Raw genomic sequence first — 19,247 nt, forward strand, 5'->3', positions numbered from 1 at the left:
TTAAAGCAAAAATAGCACACCTTTACATCGTTAAACATTTAGCATACTTTCGATGAATATAATTATAACTGGCGCGAGCAGTGGGATAGGTTTTGAAACAGCCTTGGAGTTTAGTTTACAAAAAGACAATAAAATTGTAGCCATTGCGCGTTCGGCTGATAAACTGCGTAAATTGCTAGAAATTGCCAAAGGCATTAATCCGGATTGTACGCTTTTACCTGTTGAGTTTGATATTGTGAACGACGATTATGCAGCACTAATCCCCTTTTTAAAAGAGCGCTTGGGCCACATTGATATCCTGATTAACAATGCGGGTTCTTTAGTAAACAAATCATTCGTAGATACTACTGAAATGGATTTGGGCGAGATGCTGCAAAGCAACGTTATTTCACATTTCCGAATGATTCAAAATACCTTACCACTCATGCAAGCTAATAGCCACATTGTAAACATTGGTAGCATGGGAGGCTTTCAGGGAAGCGTAAAATTCCCGGGTTTATCGGCCTATTCGGCCAGCAAGGCTGCACTGCACACCCTAACGGAATGCTTGGCTTTTGAATTGGCAGAAAAAGGTATCAAAGTAAATTGCTTAGCCTTGGGTTCGGCTCAAACAGAAATGCTAGAAGCTGCATTTCCCGGATATCAAAGTCCAGTAATGGCTTTTGAAATGGGTAAATACATTGCCGATTTCGCTAAAACGGGACAAAAATTTTTCAACGGAAAAATTATTCCCGTGGCAGTAACAACACCATAAGAGTCAACCAACACGAAATAAGTGGAGCCAGAGCGCTCCACTTATATTTGCTATACAAGCTTATTATCAACATTTTAACCTGCTTTTAATATTTTTTCTATATTTGTCGCCTTGGCATGAAAAAAATAGTACTCCCAATTTCTTTATTTTTTCTTTTTACACTCGCTGTTAAGGCTCAGAATGTTCTGCCCAAGGAATACCTGGAATTAGCAAAAGAGCTTTCAGAGAATTTACCAAAAGAAGCAGCCATTGAAGATAAGGAGGCTACAAATTCAACCACCCTAATCGATTTTGCCAAAAGCATGTTGGGTATACCCTATCGCTACGCTACCAGCAATCCAAAAATAGGTTTCGATTGCTCTGGCTTTGTCAATTATGTATTCAGCAACTTTGGGTTTAAAGTACCTCGTTCATCTGTCGAGTTTAGCCATACAGGGAAAGAAACAACCTTAACGAATGCAAAAGTAGGTGATGTATTAATTTTCACAGGTTCAAATGCCCGTGTTCGTAGGATTGGCCATGTAGGTATTATTTATTCCATTGACGAGTCTGGTGGTATTAAATTTATCCACGCCTCGTCGGGTAAAGCACATGGCGTAACCATTACCCCACTAGAAGGGTATTACAAAACCCGATTTATGAAGGTGGTGAGCATTCTGTAATCCTGTTCCTTATAACAAAGTTTTAGCTACATTCTCAGAAGATTATCCATAACGGGGTGTCATCGACAAAATGTAAAGCAGGCAGTAAGCTTCAGATGCTTTTTTCTGCCGAGCTCATAATAGGTTATTTCTTCATGTATTTCCACATACGCGGTTTGCCTTCTCCTATCCATTCAACAGCGGTTTCTAAGCGCTTTAAACGTGTAGCTTCTGTTTTCGCTTCTTCTAACCAAAGTACATAATCTTTTTTGTTCGATGGACTAAAATTCTGGAATACGCCCATGGCATGCGGATCTTCCTGTAAAGCATCCAGAAAGTACTGTGGTACTAACAATTCTTTTGTTTCGACTTTTGGCTTTGGAGGCAGCTTAACTCCCTTCTCATTCAATTCTATTGCCTCACGAATGTAGGCAATCAATATTTCATCGGAGGGTAAATCGGCGAGCGAAGTAATTTTACCCAAGCCACCCATGGCCTCACTTTTTTCTTTAAAAATGTTGTAATCATCGCTCATTAACGATGCTTTCCAAAAGCCCATGGCACAATGATTCTTAAAAGCCGCCATGTGACAAATGGTTCCTTTATACTCAAAAAAAGGCATTCCCCATTTTTTAGTTTCCTGAATACGCGGATCGGCGCTGTGCACCAACATCCGAATATGGTTTAAAATGGGCTTGGCAAAAGCAGCCGCTTTATCGATATATAAATCGGTTTCTGGGTTTGTATTCATAATCATCGATACTTAAAATTCAATAACGACTAAAAAATACACAACAATTTTCAAAAAATAAAAAAAGCTTACAGCAATACAATTTTCAAAGCCGTATCAACCGCTCCCTTTTGCAAGTAATTTTTAGCCAGTTCATGTAATTCGCGTTCACGGTTAGTAACATCGCCTATCGTCGCATCTAAAACTTCCTTCACATCTGGCATAGCAGCAATTAAATCAATTTCCTCTGCAGTCGGTAAATGTTCTACATTTCCCAACATACCCAAGTCGTTACCCGTTAAAACTTTCGAGCAACGTACCGCTTGCGGCAAAGCATCTACACCAACGCCTAATTTAGCCAAAGGTTTAGCCACCTCAAACAAATTAGCTTCGGTTACGCGGCAATACCAATTACCCCCTAAACGTGCCACCAAATCAATTTTGGCTTGGTCTATTTTGCCTTCACTGTCTAAAATTTCTTCTTTAATATGAATCAATTTAATTTCCGCTAAAACCAAATTTCCGGCGCCGTTTCCATCGCCCAAAGGAATTACTTCGTTAATCACACATTCCAATTGAACCGGCGCTTCAGCTACCCGCGGAGGGTTTACCAAATCCGATTTGAGCATGGTAAACCCAGCTTTTTCAAACTCATTTACTCCATGTGCATATTCAGTACTAGCCAAACTCATTTGCTGTACCATACTGTAATCCACAATGTTAATTACACATTCTTTTACCTGCAAAACATTCTCTAAAGTATGTTTAATGGTATTATCGCGTACACGCCTTGCTGGCGAAAAAATACAAATTGGCGGATTGGAGCTAAATAAATTGAAAAAGCTAAAAGGACTTAAATTAACATTTCCCTCGCCATCAACAGTCGATGCAAAACAAATCGGTCGCGGAGCAATGGCATATTGTAAATAATTTTGCAATTGTACGGGACTTAAATCAGCAGTTTTTATGCTTAACATGGTCAAAAATTAGGAAGCCCTGTTAACCCGTGTGCAGGTTAACAGGGCTTTAGAAAAAAATCTTATTTTTTTAATGCTAACAACGAAAAATCGGTATCAACTTTTTTTATCGTGTTGCTCAAAGCGCCTAAGCCTGTAATCTCCATTTCAACCTCATCGCCATCTTGTAACCACTGCACCTTATAATTTGGGTCGTTTAACAAACCCGTTCCATTCAGTTCCAAAAAACATCCGGTTCCAACAGTACCAGAGCCAATTACATCGCCCGGCAAAATATCTACACCGTATGCGCAACGTTCAATAATTTCGGCAAAAGTCCAATCCATATCTGCAGTACTACCAGCAGAAACCTCTATTCCGTTTACACGACAGGTCATTTTCAGATTATACACATCACCCACATGCCCCGCTTTCGCTGGTACTTTATAAGCCGCTAATTCATCTGGTGTAACCAACCAAGGGCCAATTACGGTTGAAAAATCTTTACCTTTAGCTGGGCCTAAATTCAACAACATTTCTTCCATTTGCAAGGTACGTGCACTCATATCGTTCATCACCATGTAACCAGCAATGTATTGGTCAGCCTCAGCGGCCTTAATATTTCTACCTTTTTTACCAATTACCACCGCAACTTCCAATTCAAAATCCAATTTCTGAAAATGGTCGGGCATGCACTCAATTTCACCTGGACCTTGAATAGCATTGTGATTGGTAAAGTAAAAAATCGGGTATTGATCAAACTCAGCAATCATATCTACCTTACGGTTACGTCTTGCAGCAGCCACATGTTGTCTAAAAGCATATCCATCTCTACAACTTGTAGGGTGCGGAACCGGCGCCAAAATTTCATAAAAAATTTCCTCTTTGGCTTGCAAACTTCCAGCCTTAATTTGCTCATCTATCTTTTTAGCGCGCTCCATAAAAATGTCGCTTCCTTCTAAAAACGCTTTCATGTTATCAGGAATTAACTTGTCGCAGCTATTTAAATTATAAATATGTCCGTTCACAAATACACCTAAATGTTCCTGATCTTCCGTTTTATACGATACTAATTTCATACTTAATTTGGTTAAACGTGTAAGGCAAAGCTAAGAAATAAGCCAAAGCATTTACAAGGCAAACTGCATAATAAATACAAAAACGGCTTTAAAACAGTAAACAAGCCTATAAAAATCAAAAGAAGAAGCGCAAGGTTCGGTGCATTGTTGCACAATTGGTCCTGCTTTCCGCTTTACTTCGCTGCGCTACGTGCCCACTCCAATCAGGGCTAGAACTCAAAGTCTGATGGAAAACACTTAGGTAAATTTATTCGATTGTTTATATTCACATTTAACCTTGTTAGTACCGTATAAAATAGAAGTATTTATAATTGAATTTGTGCAACTTTGACGAGTAAGCTTTAAACAATAACAAATAATTTAATATGGGAATATTTGACATCTTTAAAAGAAAAAACAACCCGAAGAAAGTAAAAAAGGTAATATTCTAATTGCCATGCCAATGTTTAACAACAACGAAACGTTTGATATTGACAAAATTGCTGATTACTTAAAAAGTAATTGGAATACTGTAATATCAGATATTAACGGAGAAGATGGAACATTTAGCTTCTCAATGCAAAACGAAACTGTCGCACTCGCAGCAGTACCTGCTCAAATTCCATTTGAAGATATTCAAGCAACAGCAAAATACGCCTATAACTGGACAACTGCTGAAAAAGATTTAGAAAATCACAACTCACATAGTATCGTATCTGTTATATCAAATAATAGTACGGAACTTGAACGATTTACAATTTTGACAAAGGTTTTAGCGTCCATTGTAGCAACAACAAATTGTATTGGAGTTTATGACGGTTTGCAATCTTTGTTAATTCCTAGAGAGCAATACCTTGACAGTGCAGAGGTACTAAAATCAAATCAAATTCCACTTGACTTATGGATTTATATAGGTCTACGAAAAGGACAAAATGGAAATAGTGCTTACTCTTATGGTCTAACAGCATTTGGCAAACTTGAAATAGAATTTATCAATTCGAAACTTGATTTGGAAGAGATACACAGTTTTTTAAGTAACATTTGTACCTATGTAATCAATAGTAACATAACTTTTAAAAACGGGGAGACATTGAGCTACACTGAAGAAGAAAAATTTACTATTGCCAAATCAAAAGGGCAATTCGTAGAAAAAGAATCTTTTAAAATATCTTACAACAAAACAACCTGAAAAACAACAAACTAATTCTTTCTCCAAACATAAAACCTGAATAAAAAGCACATTTCTTACCATAAACTAGCACTAATAACCAAGTGCTAGTTTATGACTAATTTATTTTCAGATCAAAAAACTAAAATTATTTTCTTCCTCTACCTATCTAATTGCCAATAACTCCACATCGAAAATCAAGGTACTATTCGGTCCAATATCACTGCCTATCTGGCGATTACCATAACCAAGCGCTGGTGGTATAAAGAAACGATATTTACTACCCACATTCATTAAGGGAACACCTTCTGTCCAGCCTGAAATAACCTGATTTAATGGAAAAGTTGCAGGCTGGCCACGTTGCACAGAACTGTCGAAAATACGCCCATCAATTAATGTCCCGTGATAATGACAGGTTACACTACTCTTTGCAGTTGGTTTAGCCCCATCACCTTCCTTTAACACTAAATACTGCAAACCGCTTGGTAGTGCCACCACACCTTCGTTACTTTTGTTTTGTTCTAAAAATTCTTCGCCTGCCTTAAGGTTTGTGGCAGCTTTATCAGATAGTTGCATATTTCAAAAATTTAAGCAAAAATACACAAATGGATGCTCATTTTACGGGGAATTTCTCCTCCTAAGTGCAAACTAACAGCCCGATAAATTAAACCAATAAAAACCATTGAGCCAATATCCATTTGCATTTCAAAAAAGTAAATCTTACTTTTATCCCATCAAAACCATGACACTAAAAGCATTACATATCAATTTAGTAAACGATGCCATCGCGGCCCGTCGCTATAAAATGCTTTCTAAATTAATCATGGCTCAATATTCTCTGTAATATTTCCCGATACTTTTAATTAAAACGACGCAAACGCTTTACCGTTTTAATTGTTCATTACGTAGATTTTATCTAACCTTAATCTTAACTTATTATGCCCGTTTATCATAAATTGGGGTCAATACCTGCAAAAAGACATACCGCTTTCCGCAAACCCGATGGAACTTTATACGCGGAAGAACTTGTTTCAACCGAAGGTTTTTCAAGCTTATACTCATTGGTATACCATTGTTATCCGCCAACATTTGTTAAAAATCTGGGCGAGCCTTACAGCGTTGAACCAAAAATCGCACGTGAAAAGCACTTAAAACATACCAGCCTAATTGGTTTTAAAATTAAACCAGAAGACGATTATTTAAAGAGTCGCAAGCCAGTACTCGTAAACAACGATTTACACATCGTTTTAGCTGCGCCTCGCAAATCGATGACCGATTATTTCTATAAAAATAGTCAGGCCGACGAAATGATTTTCGTGCATCAAGGATCAGGAGTGCTAAAAACTGGTTTTGGTGAGCTCAAATTTGCCTACGGCGATTACCTCATCATCCCAAGAGGTACTATTTATCAGATTGAATTTGAAACCGAAGATAATCGTTTGTTCATTGTGGAGAGTTTTAGTCCACTGCGTGCACCTAAAAATTACCTGAATAAATATGGTCAACTTATGGAACACGCTCCCTACTGCGAGCGCGACATCCGTTTACCCGAAAACTTACAAACACACGACGAACACGGCGATTTCAAAATTTTAATTAAAAAAGAAGGATTAATTTATCCATATACCTACGGAACACATCCCTTCGATTACATTGGTTGGGACGGCTATCATTATCCGTATGCCTTCTCCATCCACGATTTCGAACCGATAACGGGTCGTTTACACCAACCACCTCCGGTACACCAAACCTTCGAAGGGCACAACTTCGTTGTTTGTTCATTTGTACCACGTAAATACGATTACCATCCTTTATCTATTCCTGCTCCGTACAATCACAGCAATGTAGATAGCGATGAGGTATTGTATTACGTTGATGGCGATTTCATGAGCCGAAAAAGCGTAGTAAAAGGGCAAATAACGCTGCACCCAGGTGGTATTCCACATGGTCCACATCCAGGAACCGTAGAAAAATCAATCGGAAAAGAAAGCACCGAAGAATTGGCGGTTATGATTGATCCTTTCCGTCCTTTAATGCTAACACAAGATGCGCTGGATATTGAAGATGAAGGATATTTCAAAAGCTGGATGGAAGATCCGCACTAATTAAAATAAACGATTAAGAATTACACAACACATACAAAAATGGAAACTTTAACATTTGCAGAAAAAATAGCGAAAGCTCAAGATTTTCTTCCCATTAATGGAACCGATTATATCGAATTTTACGTGGGTAACGCAAAACAAGCAGCACATTACTACAAAACCGCTTTCGGTTTTCAAAGTTTAGCCTATGCAGGTCCAGAAACCGGCGTTCGCGACAGAGCTTCTTATGTTTTACAACAAGGCAAAATTCGCTTAATTCTAACTACCGCATTAAAATCTGACCATCCAATTTCAGAGCATGTTAAAAAACATGGAGATGGTGTAAAAATTTTAGCACTTTGGGTAGACGATGCCTACAGCGCGTATGAAGAAACTACTAAACGTGGGGCAGTACCGTATCAAGAGCCTATTACGTTAACAGATGAGTTTGGCGAGGTTCGCATGAGTGGTATTTATACCTATGGTGAAACTGTTCACATGTTTATCGAGCGCAAAAACTACACCGGTACATTTTTACCAGGTTATCGCCCTTGGAAAAGCGATTACAATCCAGAAGATGCAGGTTTATTGTATATCGACCACTGTGTAGGTAACGTGGGCTGGAATCGTATGAACGAAGCCGTGAAATGGTACGAAGATGTAATGGGTTTTGTGAACATCCTTTCATTCGACGATAAACAAATTAATACCGAATACTCTGCTTTAATGAGTAAAGTAATGAGCAACGGAAACGGATATTCCAAATTCCCAATTAACGAACCTGCAGAAGGTAAAAAGAAATCGCAAATTGAAGAATATTTAGAGTTTTACGAAGACGAAGGTGTTCAGCACATTGCTGTTGCAACGAAAGATATCGTTAAAACCGTTACGCAATTAAAAGCACGTGGTGTTGAATTCTTAAGTGCACCACCGGAAGCATATTACGAAATGATGCCTAATCGTGTAGGTGAAATTGACGAAGAAATTAAAACCTTAATGAGTTTAGGTATTTTGGTTGATTGCGATGAAGAAGGTTATTTATTGCAAATCTTTACCAAACCGGTTGAAGACCGTCCTACCCTTTTCTTCGAAATTATACAACGTAAAGGCGCTCAAAGTTTCGGAGCTGGCAACTTTAAAGCCTTATTCGAATCATTAGAACGTGAACAAGAGTTAAGAGGAAACTTATAATTCCCCGCATCAAATAAAAAAAGTCTAGACAGATACAGGTTCACAGCAGAAGTTTTCTTCACAAAAACTTCATAATTGAAATGCATCTTTGAAATAACGAAACACAAGAAGCGATTTCCGTTTTGTTAAATCTATAAAACTCATAATTAGTTTTTTAGTTTTCCGGTTACCCTTATCTGATACCTCATGTATTGCAAAATACATGAGGTTTTTTGCAATAACTAACCTAATTTTTGGCGCTTAATTAAATAAGCTTGCAGAACTGAATAAAACCCTTCGTTGATATCGGCATCAATCAAATCGATTTTATATTGGGTACATTTAAGGGCTACTTTTTGACGGTAGTTGCTTACGGCTTCCACATAGCTATCTCTTATTTGACTCGTATGTACTTTTAAAGTCTCACCCGTTTCCATATCAATAAACTGATAGGGGCGTTTTTCAAAATTAAAATCTACTTCTTTCGCTTTATCCACTACATTAAAAACAACAACCTCGTGCTTGTTGAATTTTAAATGTTGCAAGGCATCAAAAAAGGCATCCGTTTTTTCATCGCTCATTTGGGTATTAAACAAATCGCTAAAAATAATTACTAATGAACGTTTATGAATAAGCTCTGCAACTTGGTGTAAAGCTTCACTAATATTGGTTTGGGCATTCAGTTTTGGGTTATGCAACAATTCCTCCAACTGCGAGAGCAAAAACTTTTGATGAACAGTGGTCGATTTCGCTGGTGAATTCAACATAATTTCTTCCGCAAACAAGCTTAGGCCAAAAGCATCGCGCTGTTTTTTTAACAAATACATTAACGCTGCAGCTGCTTCTATTGAAAAAGTTAATTTACTCTTTTTAGGCTCTGGAAAATACATAGATGAGGAGATATCCAATACAAGTTGACAACGTAAATTGGTTTCCTCTTCAAAGCGCTTGCTATACAGTTTATCCGTTTTAGCGTACAACTTCCAATCGATATTTTTAACATTATCTCCCCTATTGTATTGCCTATGCTCCGCAAATTCTACTGAAAAACCATGAAACGGACTTTTGTGTAATCCAGTTATAAATCCTTCTACAACCTGCTTTGCTAACAACTCTAAATTGCCAAAACTAGTTTCTTGTTCATGGTTAACGGTGCGCATATCGTAAATTTAGAAAAGTATTTTTATTCTTTTAACTTTGTTAGTAAATCAACGTGAAGAACATATGAAAAAACAATTATTACTCACTTTATCATCGCTTATTAGTATGTATTCCTTTGCTCAAAAAATTGAAGGAGGAAAAGTGAATACAGAAAGCTCAAAACTTGCCAGCAAGCTCGATACTGCAAAAAAAGCTGAAGGATCGGACCATCCGTGGTACAAACACCTTGTTATTAAACCAGGCGGCATTTTCAAATTGGATTTCAGGAGGCGTAAATTCAGTAGCACTAACAGCTCGTGTAGATTACGAATTTAATCTAAAACGAAACAAATATCTCTGGGAAAATCGTATTCTAATGGGATATGGTTTACGTTCAGAACAAGAAGTACCTACCAAAAAAGTAGAAGACGTAATCGATTTAACCTCAAACTTTGGTTACCAAATTAACGAAAGTAAATGGTATGCTGCAGTAGGTTTAAACGTCAAATCACAATTTACTAAAGGATACGATTACGACGATCCGACCAAAGGATACATCTCAAATTTCTTTGCTCCGGGTTATGTAACGTTAGGTCTGGGTGTAGATTACATTCCTAATGACAACTTTCAATTAAATTTACGTCCCTTAACCTCGCGTTTTACCTTTGTTACGGATGATGCTGTTTTTGACCCTGATCATAACGGTATCTTAGAAGAAGCCTATGGTGTAGAGCCTGGTAAAAGCTTGGTTTATCAATTAGGTGCCTATGTTGGTGGACGCTATAAAGTAAAACTAATGGACAACATATCGCTCGATAATCGCTTTGGAATATTTAGTAATTACCTGGAAAAACCGCAAAACTTAGTTCTGTCTTATTCTGGAATTCTAGATTTGAAAGTGAATAAATTTATCTCAACGCAAGTTACAGTCGATCTATTTTACGATGACAATCAAATTGGAAAACTACAGTTAAAAGAAACATTAGGTGTTGGCTTAACCTATAAATTTGGTAAGTATTAGAAAATAAACCCCGCAGTTTTTAAAAACCTGTGGGGTTTGCCTTTCTTTAAAACGTATAATTTGGCTCTGAAAAAAGCAACCAAAAAATGGCCATCTCTATTCACTCTCCGGTAACCACCATTCCTACTTCTTTGCTAACTTAAACAACTTTCCATTATCAGTAACCACATACAAAGCGCCATCTTTACCTTCAGCCATATCCCTAAAACGCTCCCCTTTACCGGCCAATAAACGCTCTTCACCAATTACTTTATTATCCTTTATAACTAGGCGGGCAATGTGCGAACCACTTAATCCCCCTACAAACATGTTTCCTTTCCATTCAGCAATTGCATCACCTTCGTAAAAAATCATGCAACCTGGCGAAACCACAGGATTCCAGTAATAAACGGGTTGCTCCATTCCTTCTTTCTGTTGAATGCCATCACCTACCTTTTTACCTGAATATTCTGTTCCATAGGTGATGATAGGCCAGCCATAATTTTTGCCTGCCTGAATTAAATTTACTTCATCACCACCTTTCGGTCCAAATTCGGCCTCCCACAAATCGCCTGTAAGTGGATTAAATGCTAAGCCATCCGGATTTCGATGTCCATAAGAATAGATTTCAGGTTTGGCATTTGGCGTCTGTGCAAAAGGCCCATTCGGAACAGCTTTTCCATCAGGAGTTAAATGTATTACCTTACCCAATGCAGAATTTAAATTTTGTGCTTGCATGCGAATATCCTTTCCTGAACGCTCGCCTGTACTTACAAACAAATTGCCTCCTTTGTCAAAAACAATTCTAGCTCCGTACTGTAACTTTCCGCTATAAGCTTGTCCGGTTCGGTAAATAACCGCCTGATTTTCTATTCGTGATTCTTCCTTACTCAGTTTCCCTTTTGCAATGGCTAACATGGCATCCTCCCCATGCGGTTCGGCAAAAGCCCAATAAACCATGCCATTGGAAGCAAAATTTGGGTCAATTGTCACATCCAACAAACCTCCTTGACCTGAAGGGTCAACTTTTGGCAAACCTGTAATTTTCTTATTCAGAGTGCCGTCCGCATTCAAAATAACCATGGTTCCGTATTTTTGAGAGATTAAAAATCTTCCATCCGGCAAAACGGCAATCCCCCATGGGTTTTCTAATTTATCGTATAAAACACGTACGTCAATCGGTGTAACCGTTTTCACACCAGGAACACGTGTTTGCCCTTCAAATGCAGGCTTAAAATCGGCCGTTGGCTTTCCGGTTTCCACAGGAGCATTATTTTGAGCATTTACACAAGAAATGCCAAAACAGTTCATAACAAAAGCAGCTACGAAAATATTTAAACGGTTGAAATTGAATGGATTTACAAGCATGATTGTTTTTTTAATTAAAGAAACAAAAAATTGAAGTCATTAAAAACCCGTAACAAGAATATTGTAAAGATTGTTTTAGGTAGTGCTAACGATTTAAAACCTAGAGGCAATAAAAAACCCGAAGTCATTTCCTGAATTCGGGTTCTATTTTGAAAGCTTTAACGAATTACGCTAATTGCTTGTTTAATTTGTCAGCTAAAACTGATTTTGGAACTGCACCAACTTGTTTATCTACAACTTCACCATTTTTGAAGTATAATAAAGCTGGGATGTTACGGATACCAAATTGCATAGAAATTTGCGGATTGTTATCCACGTTTACTTTGCCAACTACTGCTTTGCCATCGTATTCTTTAGCAATTTCTTCTACAACTGGACCAACCATACGACAAGGGCCACACCATTCTGCCCAAAAATCTACTAATACCGGTTTATCTGATTTTAATACAACTTCCTCGAAGTTTGCATCTGTGATTTCTAATGCCATAATTAATTTTTTATGTTCAAATATATGTATTCAATTGTTATGCCACCAATACTAGAATGTCAATTTGACATTCCTTCCATAAAGGTGTTTTCTCAGCTTCTGACGCGTATAAACACGATTTCGTTTTTTACAAATATGCAAAAAGATTCTCAGCAAAAACAGAAAGATGCAAAGTACTTTCAATTATGCTTTTTAACAGCAGTAATTATTATTTCCTTACGCTAATTCAGTTTATAATTAACCACTTGCAGCCCCATCAACTGTTCTAAGAAACGATTACTTGGATTAATCTTCAGTTTTTTAGAAGGCATATCCAACATAAATTCCTTTTCACGGTCGTAAATGGCAAAATTTAACTGACAATTTTGCTGCTCGGTGGTGGTTCTATTTTCTTCCAAAATATCCTCTATCTGACGCATTAAATCTTCGCTAATACGTTCTATAGGAACTTGTATCGTTAAACTTTTCGTTAATTTATCACGCAATTCGGACATCAAATTCATCGAAGTTATTTTGAACTCCCAATCGCCTGCTTTTCCAAAGCGCTCGCCTACTCTACCTCTAATCTGCAAGAAATATCCCTCCGTTAAAAAAGACTTAAACTTTAGAAAATCTTCACCAAAAAGTGCTATTTCACATGCATCGTCATAATCTTCGAAAACAAATATCCCAAAAGGTTTACCGGTTTTGGTAATCCGCTGAGAGGCTGAAACAACTAAACCACCTACACAAAGCTCGCGGTTTTTCAATTTATCAAACTCAAATAAAACCTCTTCATTGGTATCGCCCAAGCGTACTTTGTTAATAACAGATAATTGCTTAACGTTATGTGTACAAAAACGCTCAAGTTCTAATTTATAGTTATCCAATGGGTGTCCTGAAAGGAAAATCCCGATGGCATCTTTTTCATATTTTAGACGGTCGATTAAAGCCCATTCTGGCGAAACCGGTAAAGCAGGTTCTAAAATCATATCGGCTTTTGAACCACCGAATAAAGAGGCTTGCGAAGTGCTTTCGTTATTTTGAAAATCGTTGGCATACTTGATAATCTTCTCGATACCATTCATTTTATCGTTAGGCCCAATATAAAAGTACTGCGCCCGGTGATAACCAAAAGCATCAAAAGCACCGCTATACACAAAACTTTCGTAGGCCTTTTTATTCACCACGCGGGTATTGGAACGCTTGGCAAAATCGTAAACATTCCCAAAACTTCCGTTCAACCGTTCTTCGATAATGCTTTCTACCGCTTTTTCTCCTACCCCTTTCACTGCTGATAAACCAAAGCGAACCTCACCTTTAGCATTTACTGAAAACTTAATATCCGATTCATTTACATCAGGCCCCAATACAACCACGCCCATTTGACGACATTCTTCCATAAAGAAAGCCACCTGTTTAATGTCGCTCATGTTATTCGACAGTACCGCAGCCATGTATTCTGCCGGATAATGCGCCTTTAAATAAGCCGTTTGATACGCAATCCACGCATAACACGTAGAGTGCGATTTGTTAAAGGCATAGGATGCAAAGGCCTCCCAATCTTTCCAAATTTTCTCTAAAGTTGGTGCATCGTGCCCTTTTGCAACAGCCTGAGCAACAAATTTAGGTTTCATTTTATCCAGTACATCCTTCTGCTTTTTACCCATCGCTTTACGCAAAACGTCGGCATCACCTTTGGTAAAACCAGCCAATTTTTGCGATAACAACATTACCTGCTCTTGATAAACGGTAATGCCGTACGTTTCTTTTAAATATTCCTCGCAAGCATCTAAATCGTATTGAATTTCTTCCTCCCCATTTTTACGACGAACGAAACTCGGAATGTACTCCATTGGTCCTGGGCGATACAAGGCGTTCATCGCAATCAAATCGGCAAAAACAGTTGGCTTCAATTCCTTCATATATTTCTGCATACCCGGACTCTCGTACTGGAAAATACCAATGGTTTCGCCACGTTGGAAAAGCTCGTACGTTTTAACGTCATCTATCGGGAAATTATCCGGGTCGAGCAAAATACCGTGCCTTTTTTGCACCAATTTTACGGTGTCTTTAATCAAGGTAAGGGTCTTCAGACCCAAAAAGTCCATTTTTAATAGACCAGCGCTTTCTACTACCGAGTTATCAAATTGCGTAACATACAGGTCGGAGTCTTTTGCCGTTGAAACCGGAACGAAGTTGGTTATATCATCGGGTGTAATGATTACCCCACAGGCGTGAATTCCTGTATTTCGCAAAGAACCTTCTAAAACCTGTGCTTGTTGAATGGTCTCTGCACTTAAATCTTTTAGCCCTCCTAAATTTTTTAATTCTACTACTTTTTCATATTCATCCGGACGTAAAGCCTCTTTTAAGCTCTTTTCATCCAAATTGAATATTTTTGCCAGTTTCATATTGGGGATTAACTTGGCAATTTTATCCGCCTCAAAAAGTGGTAAATCCAATACGCGGGCTGTATCACGAATGGATGATTTCGCCGCCATGGTACCATACGTGATAATTTGCGCTACCTGACTAGAACCGTACTTATTGATTACGTAATCCATTACACGACCGCGCCCCTCATCATCAAAGTCAATATCAATATCGGGCATGGATACACGGTCAGGATTTAAGAAACGCTCAAAAAGGAGGTCGTACTTAATCGGGTCGATGTTTGTAATCCCCAAACAATACGCTACCGCCGAACCTGCCGCTGAACCACGACCCGGTCCTACCGAAACATCTAAGTTTCGTGCTTCGGCAATAAAATCCTGTACAATCAAAAAGTAGCCCGGATATCCTGTTTTTTCAATAGTAGCCAACTCAAAGTCTAAACGTTCCGAGATATCAGGCGTTACTTCAGTATATCTACGTTTTGCTCCTTCATACGTTAAGTGACGCAAAAACTTATTCTCACCACGCTTACCGCCATCTTGTTCATCCTCAGCAACTAAAAACTGTTCAGGAATATCAAACTTTGGTAAAAGGACTTCACGCGCAAGCTTGTATATTTCTACTTTGTCGATAATTTCCTGAATAGTGACAATCGCTTCTGGCAAATCCGCAAAAAGCGCTTTCATCTCGTCTGCCGACTTGAAATAATATTCTTGGTTGGGTAATCCGTATCTAAATCCACGGCCGCGACCAATCGGAGTAGCTTGTTTTTCGCCATCTTTTACGCACAACAAAATATCGTGTGCATTGGCATCCTTTTTATTAATGTAGTAGGTATTGTTCGTCGCAACTAATTTCACTTCATGCTTTCTTGCCAGTGAAATTAACGTCGCGTTTACCCGATTCTCGTCTTCTTGGTTGTGTCGCATGACTTCGATATAGAAATCTGCGCCAAATTGCTCTTTCCACCACAACAACGCTTCTTCCGCTTGCGTTTCACCTAAATTTAAAATCTTACTGGCAATTTCGCCCGAAAGATTTCCTGAAAGCACCAGGATATCTTCTTTGTATTGTTCGATGATTTTTCGGTCAATACGGGGTACGTAGTAGAAGCCTTTTGTATAGGCTATCGACGACATTTTCGCCAAATTGTGATAGCCCTTTTTATTCTTAGCCAACAATACCATTTGGTATCCATTGTCTTTTGCGGTTCGGTCTAAATGGTTCTCGCACACAAAAAACTCGCATCCCACAATGGGCTTCATCACAATCTCTGTTGGTCGTTCGCCGGCTTCAATGGCTGCCGCATTTTTTGCCTCTGCGGCACTGTTATGTTTTAAAACATGGTTAACAAAATGGAAGGCACCCATCATATTGGCATGGTCGGTCATCGCAACTGCAGGCATTTTATTGGCCGCAGCAGCTTTTACCAAATCCGGAATCGCAATGGTACTTTGTAAAACCGAAAATTGCGTATGATTGTGCAAATGCACATAGGTTGCCAAGGCCAGCTCTTGCCTGTTTTCTGCAAGTTCTTGTTTTGAAACACCCCCGCCCTCTTCTTTCGCAATGCGTTTGCGAATCTCATCAGAGGCAGATTTTAAATTAACATGCTGAATACCAAAACTACCAATCTCCCCTGGATTAATTTCTCGAAAACGAGGAAAATACTCGGCATCAACTAAAAGTTCATCTTTTTTAAAAACCTCGCGTTTAATCAATTCCAAAAAACAACGTGTGGTAGCTTCAACGTCGGCAGTGGCATTGTGCGCTTCATTAAAAGGAACACCAAATAAATACTGATGCAACTCTGTTAATGTTGGCAATTTAAATCTTCCCCCTCTACCGCCAGGCAATTTCAACAAATCGGCCGTTACTTCGGTACAGGTATCCAAAACTGGTATTTCAACCATGCGGTTGGCCAAGCCAAAGCGATGAAATTCGCAACCCATAATATTGATATCGAAACCAATATTCTGCCCCACTACAAAGGTTGCTTTATTTAATACCTCATTAAATTTCTCCAGCACTTCCGCTAAAGGAATACCTTGTTCGGCGGCTAATTCTGTAGAGATTCCGTGAATTCGTTCTGCATCGTAGGGAATATTAAATCCCTCTGGCTGAACCAAATAATCTTGATGCTCAACCATCCTACCCATCTCATCGTGCAACTGCCAGGCAATTTGAATACAGCGCGGCCAATTATCGGTATCGGTAATGGGCGCATTGTAATTACGAGGCAAACCAGTTGTTTCAGTATCAAAAATTAAGTACATATCTAAGGTAAATTTAGCCGTGGCAGAAAACGTTACGGTCTTTCAAAAATACGCAATTTACTGCCTGAAGTTGTCAGCGATTTATCAACATAACAACAGGAAATCATCAAAAAATTTATTCCTTTTTGTTTAATGGTTTAACAGATAGCGTAGTACGACCATGTTACCTTTCTACTTTGAACTTTCCACATATTAAACCTATATTTATCCTTAAATTCAATAGATTTTATACGCAAACCTTAAAATCACCTTTATGAAAGTAACCGTTATTGGTGCCGGCGCAGTTGGTGCTACTTGTGCAGATAATATTGCCAGAAAAGAATTGGCAAATGAACTCGTTTTATTAGATATTAAAGAAGGTTTGGCCGAAGGAAAAGCAATAGACATGATGCAAACCGCCACGCTCTTGAACTTTGACACCAACATTATTGGGGTAACTGGTGATTATCAGGCAAGCGCAAATTCTGATGTGGTAATTATTACCTCAGGACTTCCTCGTAAACCTGGAATGACCCGTGAAGAGTTGATTAGCATTAATGCCGGGATTGTTAAAAATGTGGCAGAAAATATTTTAAAATATTCTCCAGACGCTATATTTATCATCATTAGCAATCCGATGGATACAATGACCTACTTGGCATTGAAATCGTTAGGATTACCTAAAAACCGAATTATCGGGATGGGTGGTGTATTGGATAGTTCACGATTTAAATTCTATTTATCAAAAGCACTAAACTGTAACCCAAACGATCTACAAGGTTTTGTTATTGGCGGCCATGGTGATACAACCATGATTCCGCTAACACGTTTAGCAACCTACCAAAGTTTACCGGTAAGTAACTTATTGGATCAAGCTACACTTGATAAAGTAGCTGCTGATACCATGGTGGGTGGCGCAACCTTAACAGGATTAATCGGTACCTCAGCTTGGTATGCTCCGGGTGCAGCGGGTGCCACCTTAGTGGAGGCTATCATTCGCGATGAGAAAAAATTATTTACCTGCTCGGTTTCTTTAGAAGGCGAATACGGACAAAATGATATTTGTATGGGTGTTCCCGTAATTATTGGCCGTTCGGGTTGGGAAAAAATCATCGATTTTAAATTATCAGACGAAGAACAAGCTGCCTTTGCTAAAAGTGCGGATGCTGTACGCAACATGAACAACGTACTAAACGAGATGAACTTAATTTAATATTCTCAAAATTTACTAAAAAGATGAAATCCATTTCAGTCCCACTTCAACTGATTAATTTGCAAGACGATGGATTTCATCTTTTAGTAGAAATTACCGTTTTCAAACAAAAACACTTGGCTGTTTTGGATACGGGTGCCTCCCGAAGCGTTTTCGACAAAAGCTTTATTGAGCAAAATCTTTCAAAGTCCTTAGAAGAATCAGAAGAAATAAATGCCGCCACACTTTTCAGCAGTACTACCACAGTACAGGCATGTGTTCCTGAATTAAAAATTGGCCGCTTAAAGATTAAAAATTACGAAACGGTAGCATTTGATTTGCAATCCGTAAGCCAAACCTACCAGCAATATGGGCATCCTGCTATTACTGCCATTATAGGGGGCGATATTTTAATGAAACACAAAGCATTAATCAACTACAATAAAATGCTTTTAAAACTTTATATCGATGAAAACTGATATTTCCAATCGAGAAGATATTGAGTTTTTAGTAAACGCCTTTTACAAAAAGGTAGAAAAAAATGATACCATCGGTTTTATTTTCACAAAAATTGCCAAGGTAAACTGGGAACATCATCTGCCTAAAATGTACGATTTCTGGGAAAGCATTTTATTTGGCTCCGCCATTTACAAGGGAAACCCCATGTTAACGCATTTCGATATCAACGCTAAAATCAACTTAAAAGAAACGGAGTTTACTGCATGGAAGACGCTCTTTTTTAACACAGTGGATGAATACTTTGAAGGCAACAATGCAAATCTAATTAAACAAAAAGCCCAGTCCATTGCCGATTTAATGTTTTTCAAGCTCAATGCTGCCCCCTCAAAAACTAAAATTGTGTAATTAA

At 38.4% G+C, this 19,247-nt stretch carries 17 protein-coding genes; 9 read left to right on the plus strand and 8 right to left on the minus strand.

The genetic code is table 11. The features are described from left to right. Positions 1-52 precede the first annotated feature (52 nt). Positions 53-754, plus strand: coding sequence for an SDR family oxidoreductase (locus ACJVDK_RS08060; protein ID WP_443939767.1), 702 nt, complete (start codon positions 53-55; stop codon positions 752-754). A 116-nt stretch (positions 755-870) separates the two neighbouring features. Then, on the plus strand, positions 871-1,416 hold the full coding sequence (locus ACJVDK_RS08065) for a C40 family peptidase (protein ID WP_443939768.1): 546 nt from the start codon (positions 871-873) through the stop codon (positions 1,414-1,416). 124 nt (positions 1,417-1,540) lie between these two features. Here ACJVDK_RS08065 and ACJVDK_RS08070 read toward each other — a convergent pair whose 3' ends face one another. The 3 genes from ACJVDK_RS08070 to ACJVDK_RS08080 all read right to left on the minus strand — a co-directional run bounded on the left by ACJVDK_RS08070 (position 1,541) and on the right by ACJVDK_RS08080 (position 4,160). Beyond that, on the minus strand, positions 1,541-2,146 hold the full coding sequence (locus tag ACJVDK_RS08070) for a YdeI/OmpD-associated family protein (protein WP_443939769.1): 606 nt from the start codon (positions 2,144-2,146) through the stop codon (positions 1,541-1,543). Between the two features lie 68 nt (positions 2,147-2,214). Further along, on the minus strand, positions 2,215-3,102 hold the full coding sequence (locus tag ACJVDK_RS08075) for a flavin reductase family protein (protein WP_443939770.1): 888 nt from the start codon (positions 3,100-3,102) through the stop codon (positions 2,215-2,217). A gap of 62 nt (positions 3,103-3,164) precedes the next feature. Beyond that, complete coding sequence (locus ACJVDK_RS08080; protein WP_443939771.1) at positions 3,165-4,160, minus strand: fumarylacetoacetate hydrolase family protein; 996 nt, start codon at positions 4,158-4,160, stop codon at positions 3,165-3,167. 442 nt (positions 4,161-4,602) lie between these two features. Between ACJVDK_RS08080 and ACJVDK_RS08085 the strand changes: the two genes are divergently transcribed. Next, positions 4,603-5,328 carry a DUF4261 domain-containing protein gene (locus tag ACJVDK_RS08085; RefSeq protein WP_443939772.1) on the plus strand — a complete coding sequence of 242 codons (726 nt, stop codon included), beginning with the start codon at positions 4,603-4,605 and terminating at the stop codon, positions 5,326-5,328. A gap of 144 nt (positions 5,329-5,472) precedes the next feature. On the opposite strand, the gene ACJVDK_RS08090 is transcribed toward ACJVDK_RS08085, so the two are convergent. Next, a complete protein-coding gene (locus tag ACJVDK_RS08090) occupies positions 5,473-5,883 on the minus strand; it encodes an FKBP-type peptidyl-prolyl cis-trans isomerase (RefSeq protein ID WP_443939773.1) in 411 nt (136 codons plus the stop codon). Between the two features lie 362 nt (positions 5,884-6,245). Between ACJVDK_RS08090 and ACJVDK_RS08095 the strand changes: the two genes are divergently transcribed. Together ACJVDK_RS08095 and hppD are read left to right on the plus strand one after the other, a co-directional pair. Beyond that, entirely contained in the window at positions 6,246-7,412 is a 1,167-nt protein-coding gene (locus ACJVDK_RS08095) for a homogentisate 1,2-dioxygenase (protein ID WP_443939774.1), read from the plus strand. 39 nt (positions 7,413-7,451) lie between these two features. Further along, positions 7,452-8,582 (plus strand): 4-hydroxyphenylpyruvate dioxygenase, encoded by a 1,131-nt coding sequence (gene hppD, locus ACJVDK_RS08100; RefSeq protein ID WP_443939775.1) that lies wholly within the window; start codon positions 7,452-7,454, stop codon positions 8,580-8,582. Between the two features lie 221 nt (positions 8,583-8,803). Here hppD and ACJVDK_RS08105 read toward each other — a convergent pair whose 3' ends face one another. Continuing rightward, positions 8,804-9,721 (minus strand): DUF58 domain-containing protein, encoded by a 918-nt coding sequence (locus ACJVDK_RS08105; protein ID WP_443939776.1) that lies wholly within the window; start codon positions 9,719-9,721, stop codon positions 8,804-8,806. A gap of 164 nt (positions 9,722-9,885) precedes the next feature. Here ACJVDK_RS08105 and ACJVDK_RS08110 point away from each other — a divergent pair, with 164 nt between their 5' ends. After that, positions 9,886-10,722 (plus strand): DUF3078 domain-containing protein, encoded by an 837-nt coding sequence (locus ACJVDK_RS08110; protein ID WP_443939777.1) that lies wholly within the window; start codon positions 9,886-9,888, stop codon positions 10,720-10,722. Between the two features lie 123 nt (positions 10,723-10,845). Here the strand turns inward: ACJVDK_RS08110 and ACJVDK_RS08115 are convergent, their stop codons facing one another. The 3 genes from ACJVDK_RS08115 to dnaE all read right to left on the minus strand — a co-directional run bounded on the left by ACJVDK_RS08115 (position 10,846) and on the right by dnaE (position 17,208). Further along, the gene (locus tag ACJVDK_RS08115) at positions 10,846-12,069 is read right to left on the minus strand and encodes a PQQ-dependent sugar dehydrogenase (protein WP_443939778.1); all 1,224 of its coding nucleotides are present in this window, start codon (positions 12,067-12,069) and stop codon (positions 10,846-10,848) included. A gap of 166 nt (positions 12,070-12,235) precedes the next feature. Then, the gene (gene trxA, locus ACJVDK_RS08120; RefSeq protein WP_443939779.1) at positions 12,236-12,556 is read right to left on the minus strand and encodes a thioredoxin; all 321 of its coding nucleotides are present in this window, start codon (positions 12,554-12,556) and stop codon (positions 12,236-12,238) included. 221 nt (positions 12,557-12,777) lie between these two features. Beyond that, complete coding sequence (gene dnaE, locus ACJVDK_RS08125) at positions 12,778-17,208, minus strand: DNA polymerase III subunit alpha (protein ID WP_443939780.1); 4,431 nt, start codon at positions 17,206-17,208, stop codon at positions 12,778-12,780. A 253-nt stretch (positions 17,209-17,461) separates the two neighbouring features. Between dnaE and ACJVDK_RS08130 the strand changes: the two genes are divergently transcribed. Genes ACJVDK_RS08130 through ACJVDK_RS08140 form a run of 3 tightly spaced genes read left to right on the plus strand, consistent with a single transcriptional unit; the run spans position 17,462 to position 19,243 of the window. Beyond that, a complete protein-coding gene (locus ACJVDK_RS08130; protein WP_443939781.1) occupies positions 17,462-18,400 on the plus strand; it encodes a malate dehydrogenase in 939 nt (312 codons plus the stop codon). Between the two features lie 23 nt (positions 18,401-18,423). Further along, the gene (locus ACJVDK_RS08135) at positions 18,424-18,858 is read left to right on the plus strand and encodes an aspartyl protease family protein (RefSeq protein ID WP_443939782.1); all 435 of its coding nucleotides are present in this window, start codon (positions 18,424-18,426) and stop codon (positions 18,856-18,858) included. Next, positions 18,848-19,243, plus strand: a complete 396-nt coding sequence (locus ACJVDK_RS08140) for a group III truncated hemoglobin (protein WP_443939783.1) — start codon at positions 18,848-18,850, stop codon at positions 19,241-19,243. Before ACJVDK_RS08135 ends, ACJVDK_RS08140 begins: the two co-directional genes overlap by 11 nt. Positions 19,244-19,247 lie beyond the last annotated feature (4 nt).

Origin of the sequence: Pedobacter paludisoli, assembly GCF_052344095.1 — a bacterium.
Lineage (GTDB): Bacteria > Bacteroidota > Bacteroidia > Sphingobacteriales > Sphingobacteriaceae > Pedobacter.

Coding starts and splice junctions, on each gene's coding strand:
- ACJVDK_RS08085 (WP_443939772.1), top strand. CDS start 4,603: ATGTTTAACAACAACGAAACGTTTGATATTGACAAAATTGCTGATTAC.
- ACJVDK_RS08095 (WP_443939774.1), top strand. CDS start 6,246: ATGCCCGTTTATCATAAATTGGGGTCAATACCTGCAAAAAGACATACC.
- ACJVDK_RS08115 (WP_443939778.1), bottom strand. CDS start 12,069: ATGCTTGTAAATCCATTCAATTTCAACCGTTTAAATATTTTCGTAGCT.
- ACJVDK_RS08075 (WP_443939770.1), bottom strand. CDS start 3,102: ATGTTAAGCATAAAAACTGCTGATTTAAGTCCCGTACAATTGCAAAAT.
- hppD (WP_443939775.1), top strand. CDS start 7,452: ATGGAAACTTTAACATTTGCAGAAAAAATAGCGAAAGCTCAAGATTTT.
- trxA (WP_443939779.1), bottom strand. CDS start 12,556: ATGGCATTAGAAATCACAGATGCAAACTTCGAGGAAGTTGTATTAAAA.
- ACJVDK_RS08130 (WP_443939781.1), top strand. CDS start 17,462: ATGAAAGTAACCGTTATTGGTGCCGGCGCAGTTGGTGCTACTTGTGCA.
- ACJVDK_RS08140 (WP_443939783.1), top strand. CDS start 18,848: ATGAAAACTGATATTTCCAATCGAGAAGATATTGAGTTTTTAGTAAAC.
- ACJVDK_RS08070 (WP_443939769.1), bottom strand. CDS start 2,146: ATGAATACAAACCCAGAAACCGATTTATATATCGATAAAGCGGCTGCT.
- dnaE (WP_443939780.1), bottom strand. CDS start 17,208: ATGTACTTAATTTTTGATACTGAAACAACTGGTTTGCCTCGTAATTAC.
- ACJVDK_RS08090 (WP_443939773.1), bottom strand. CDS start 5,883: ATGCAACTATCTGATAAAGCTGCCACAAACCTTAAGGCAGGCGAAGAA.
- ACJVDK_RS08080 (WP_443939771.1), bottom strand. CDS start 4,160: ATGAAATTAGTATCGTATAAAACGGAAGATCAGGAACATTTAGGTGTA.
- ACJVDK_RS08060 (WP_443939767.1), top strand. CDS start 53: ATGAATATAATTATAACTGGCGCGAGCAGTGGGATAGGTTTTGAAACA.
- ACJVDK_RS08105 (WP_443939776.1), bottom strand. CDS start 9,721: ATGCGCACCGTTAACCATGAACAAGAAACTAGTTTTGGCAATTTAGAG.
- ACJVDK_RS08065 (WP_443939768.1), top strand. CDS start 871: ATGAAAAAAATAGTACTCCCAATTTCTTTATTTTTTCTTTTTACACTC.
- ACJVDK_RS08135 (WP_443939782.1), top strand. CDS start 18,424: ATGAAATCCATTTCAGTCCCACTTCAACTGATTAATTTGCAAGACGAT.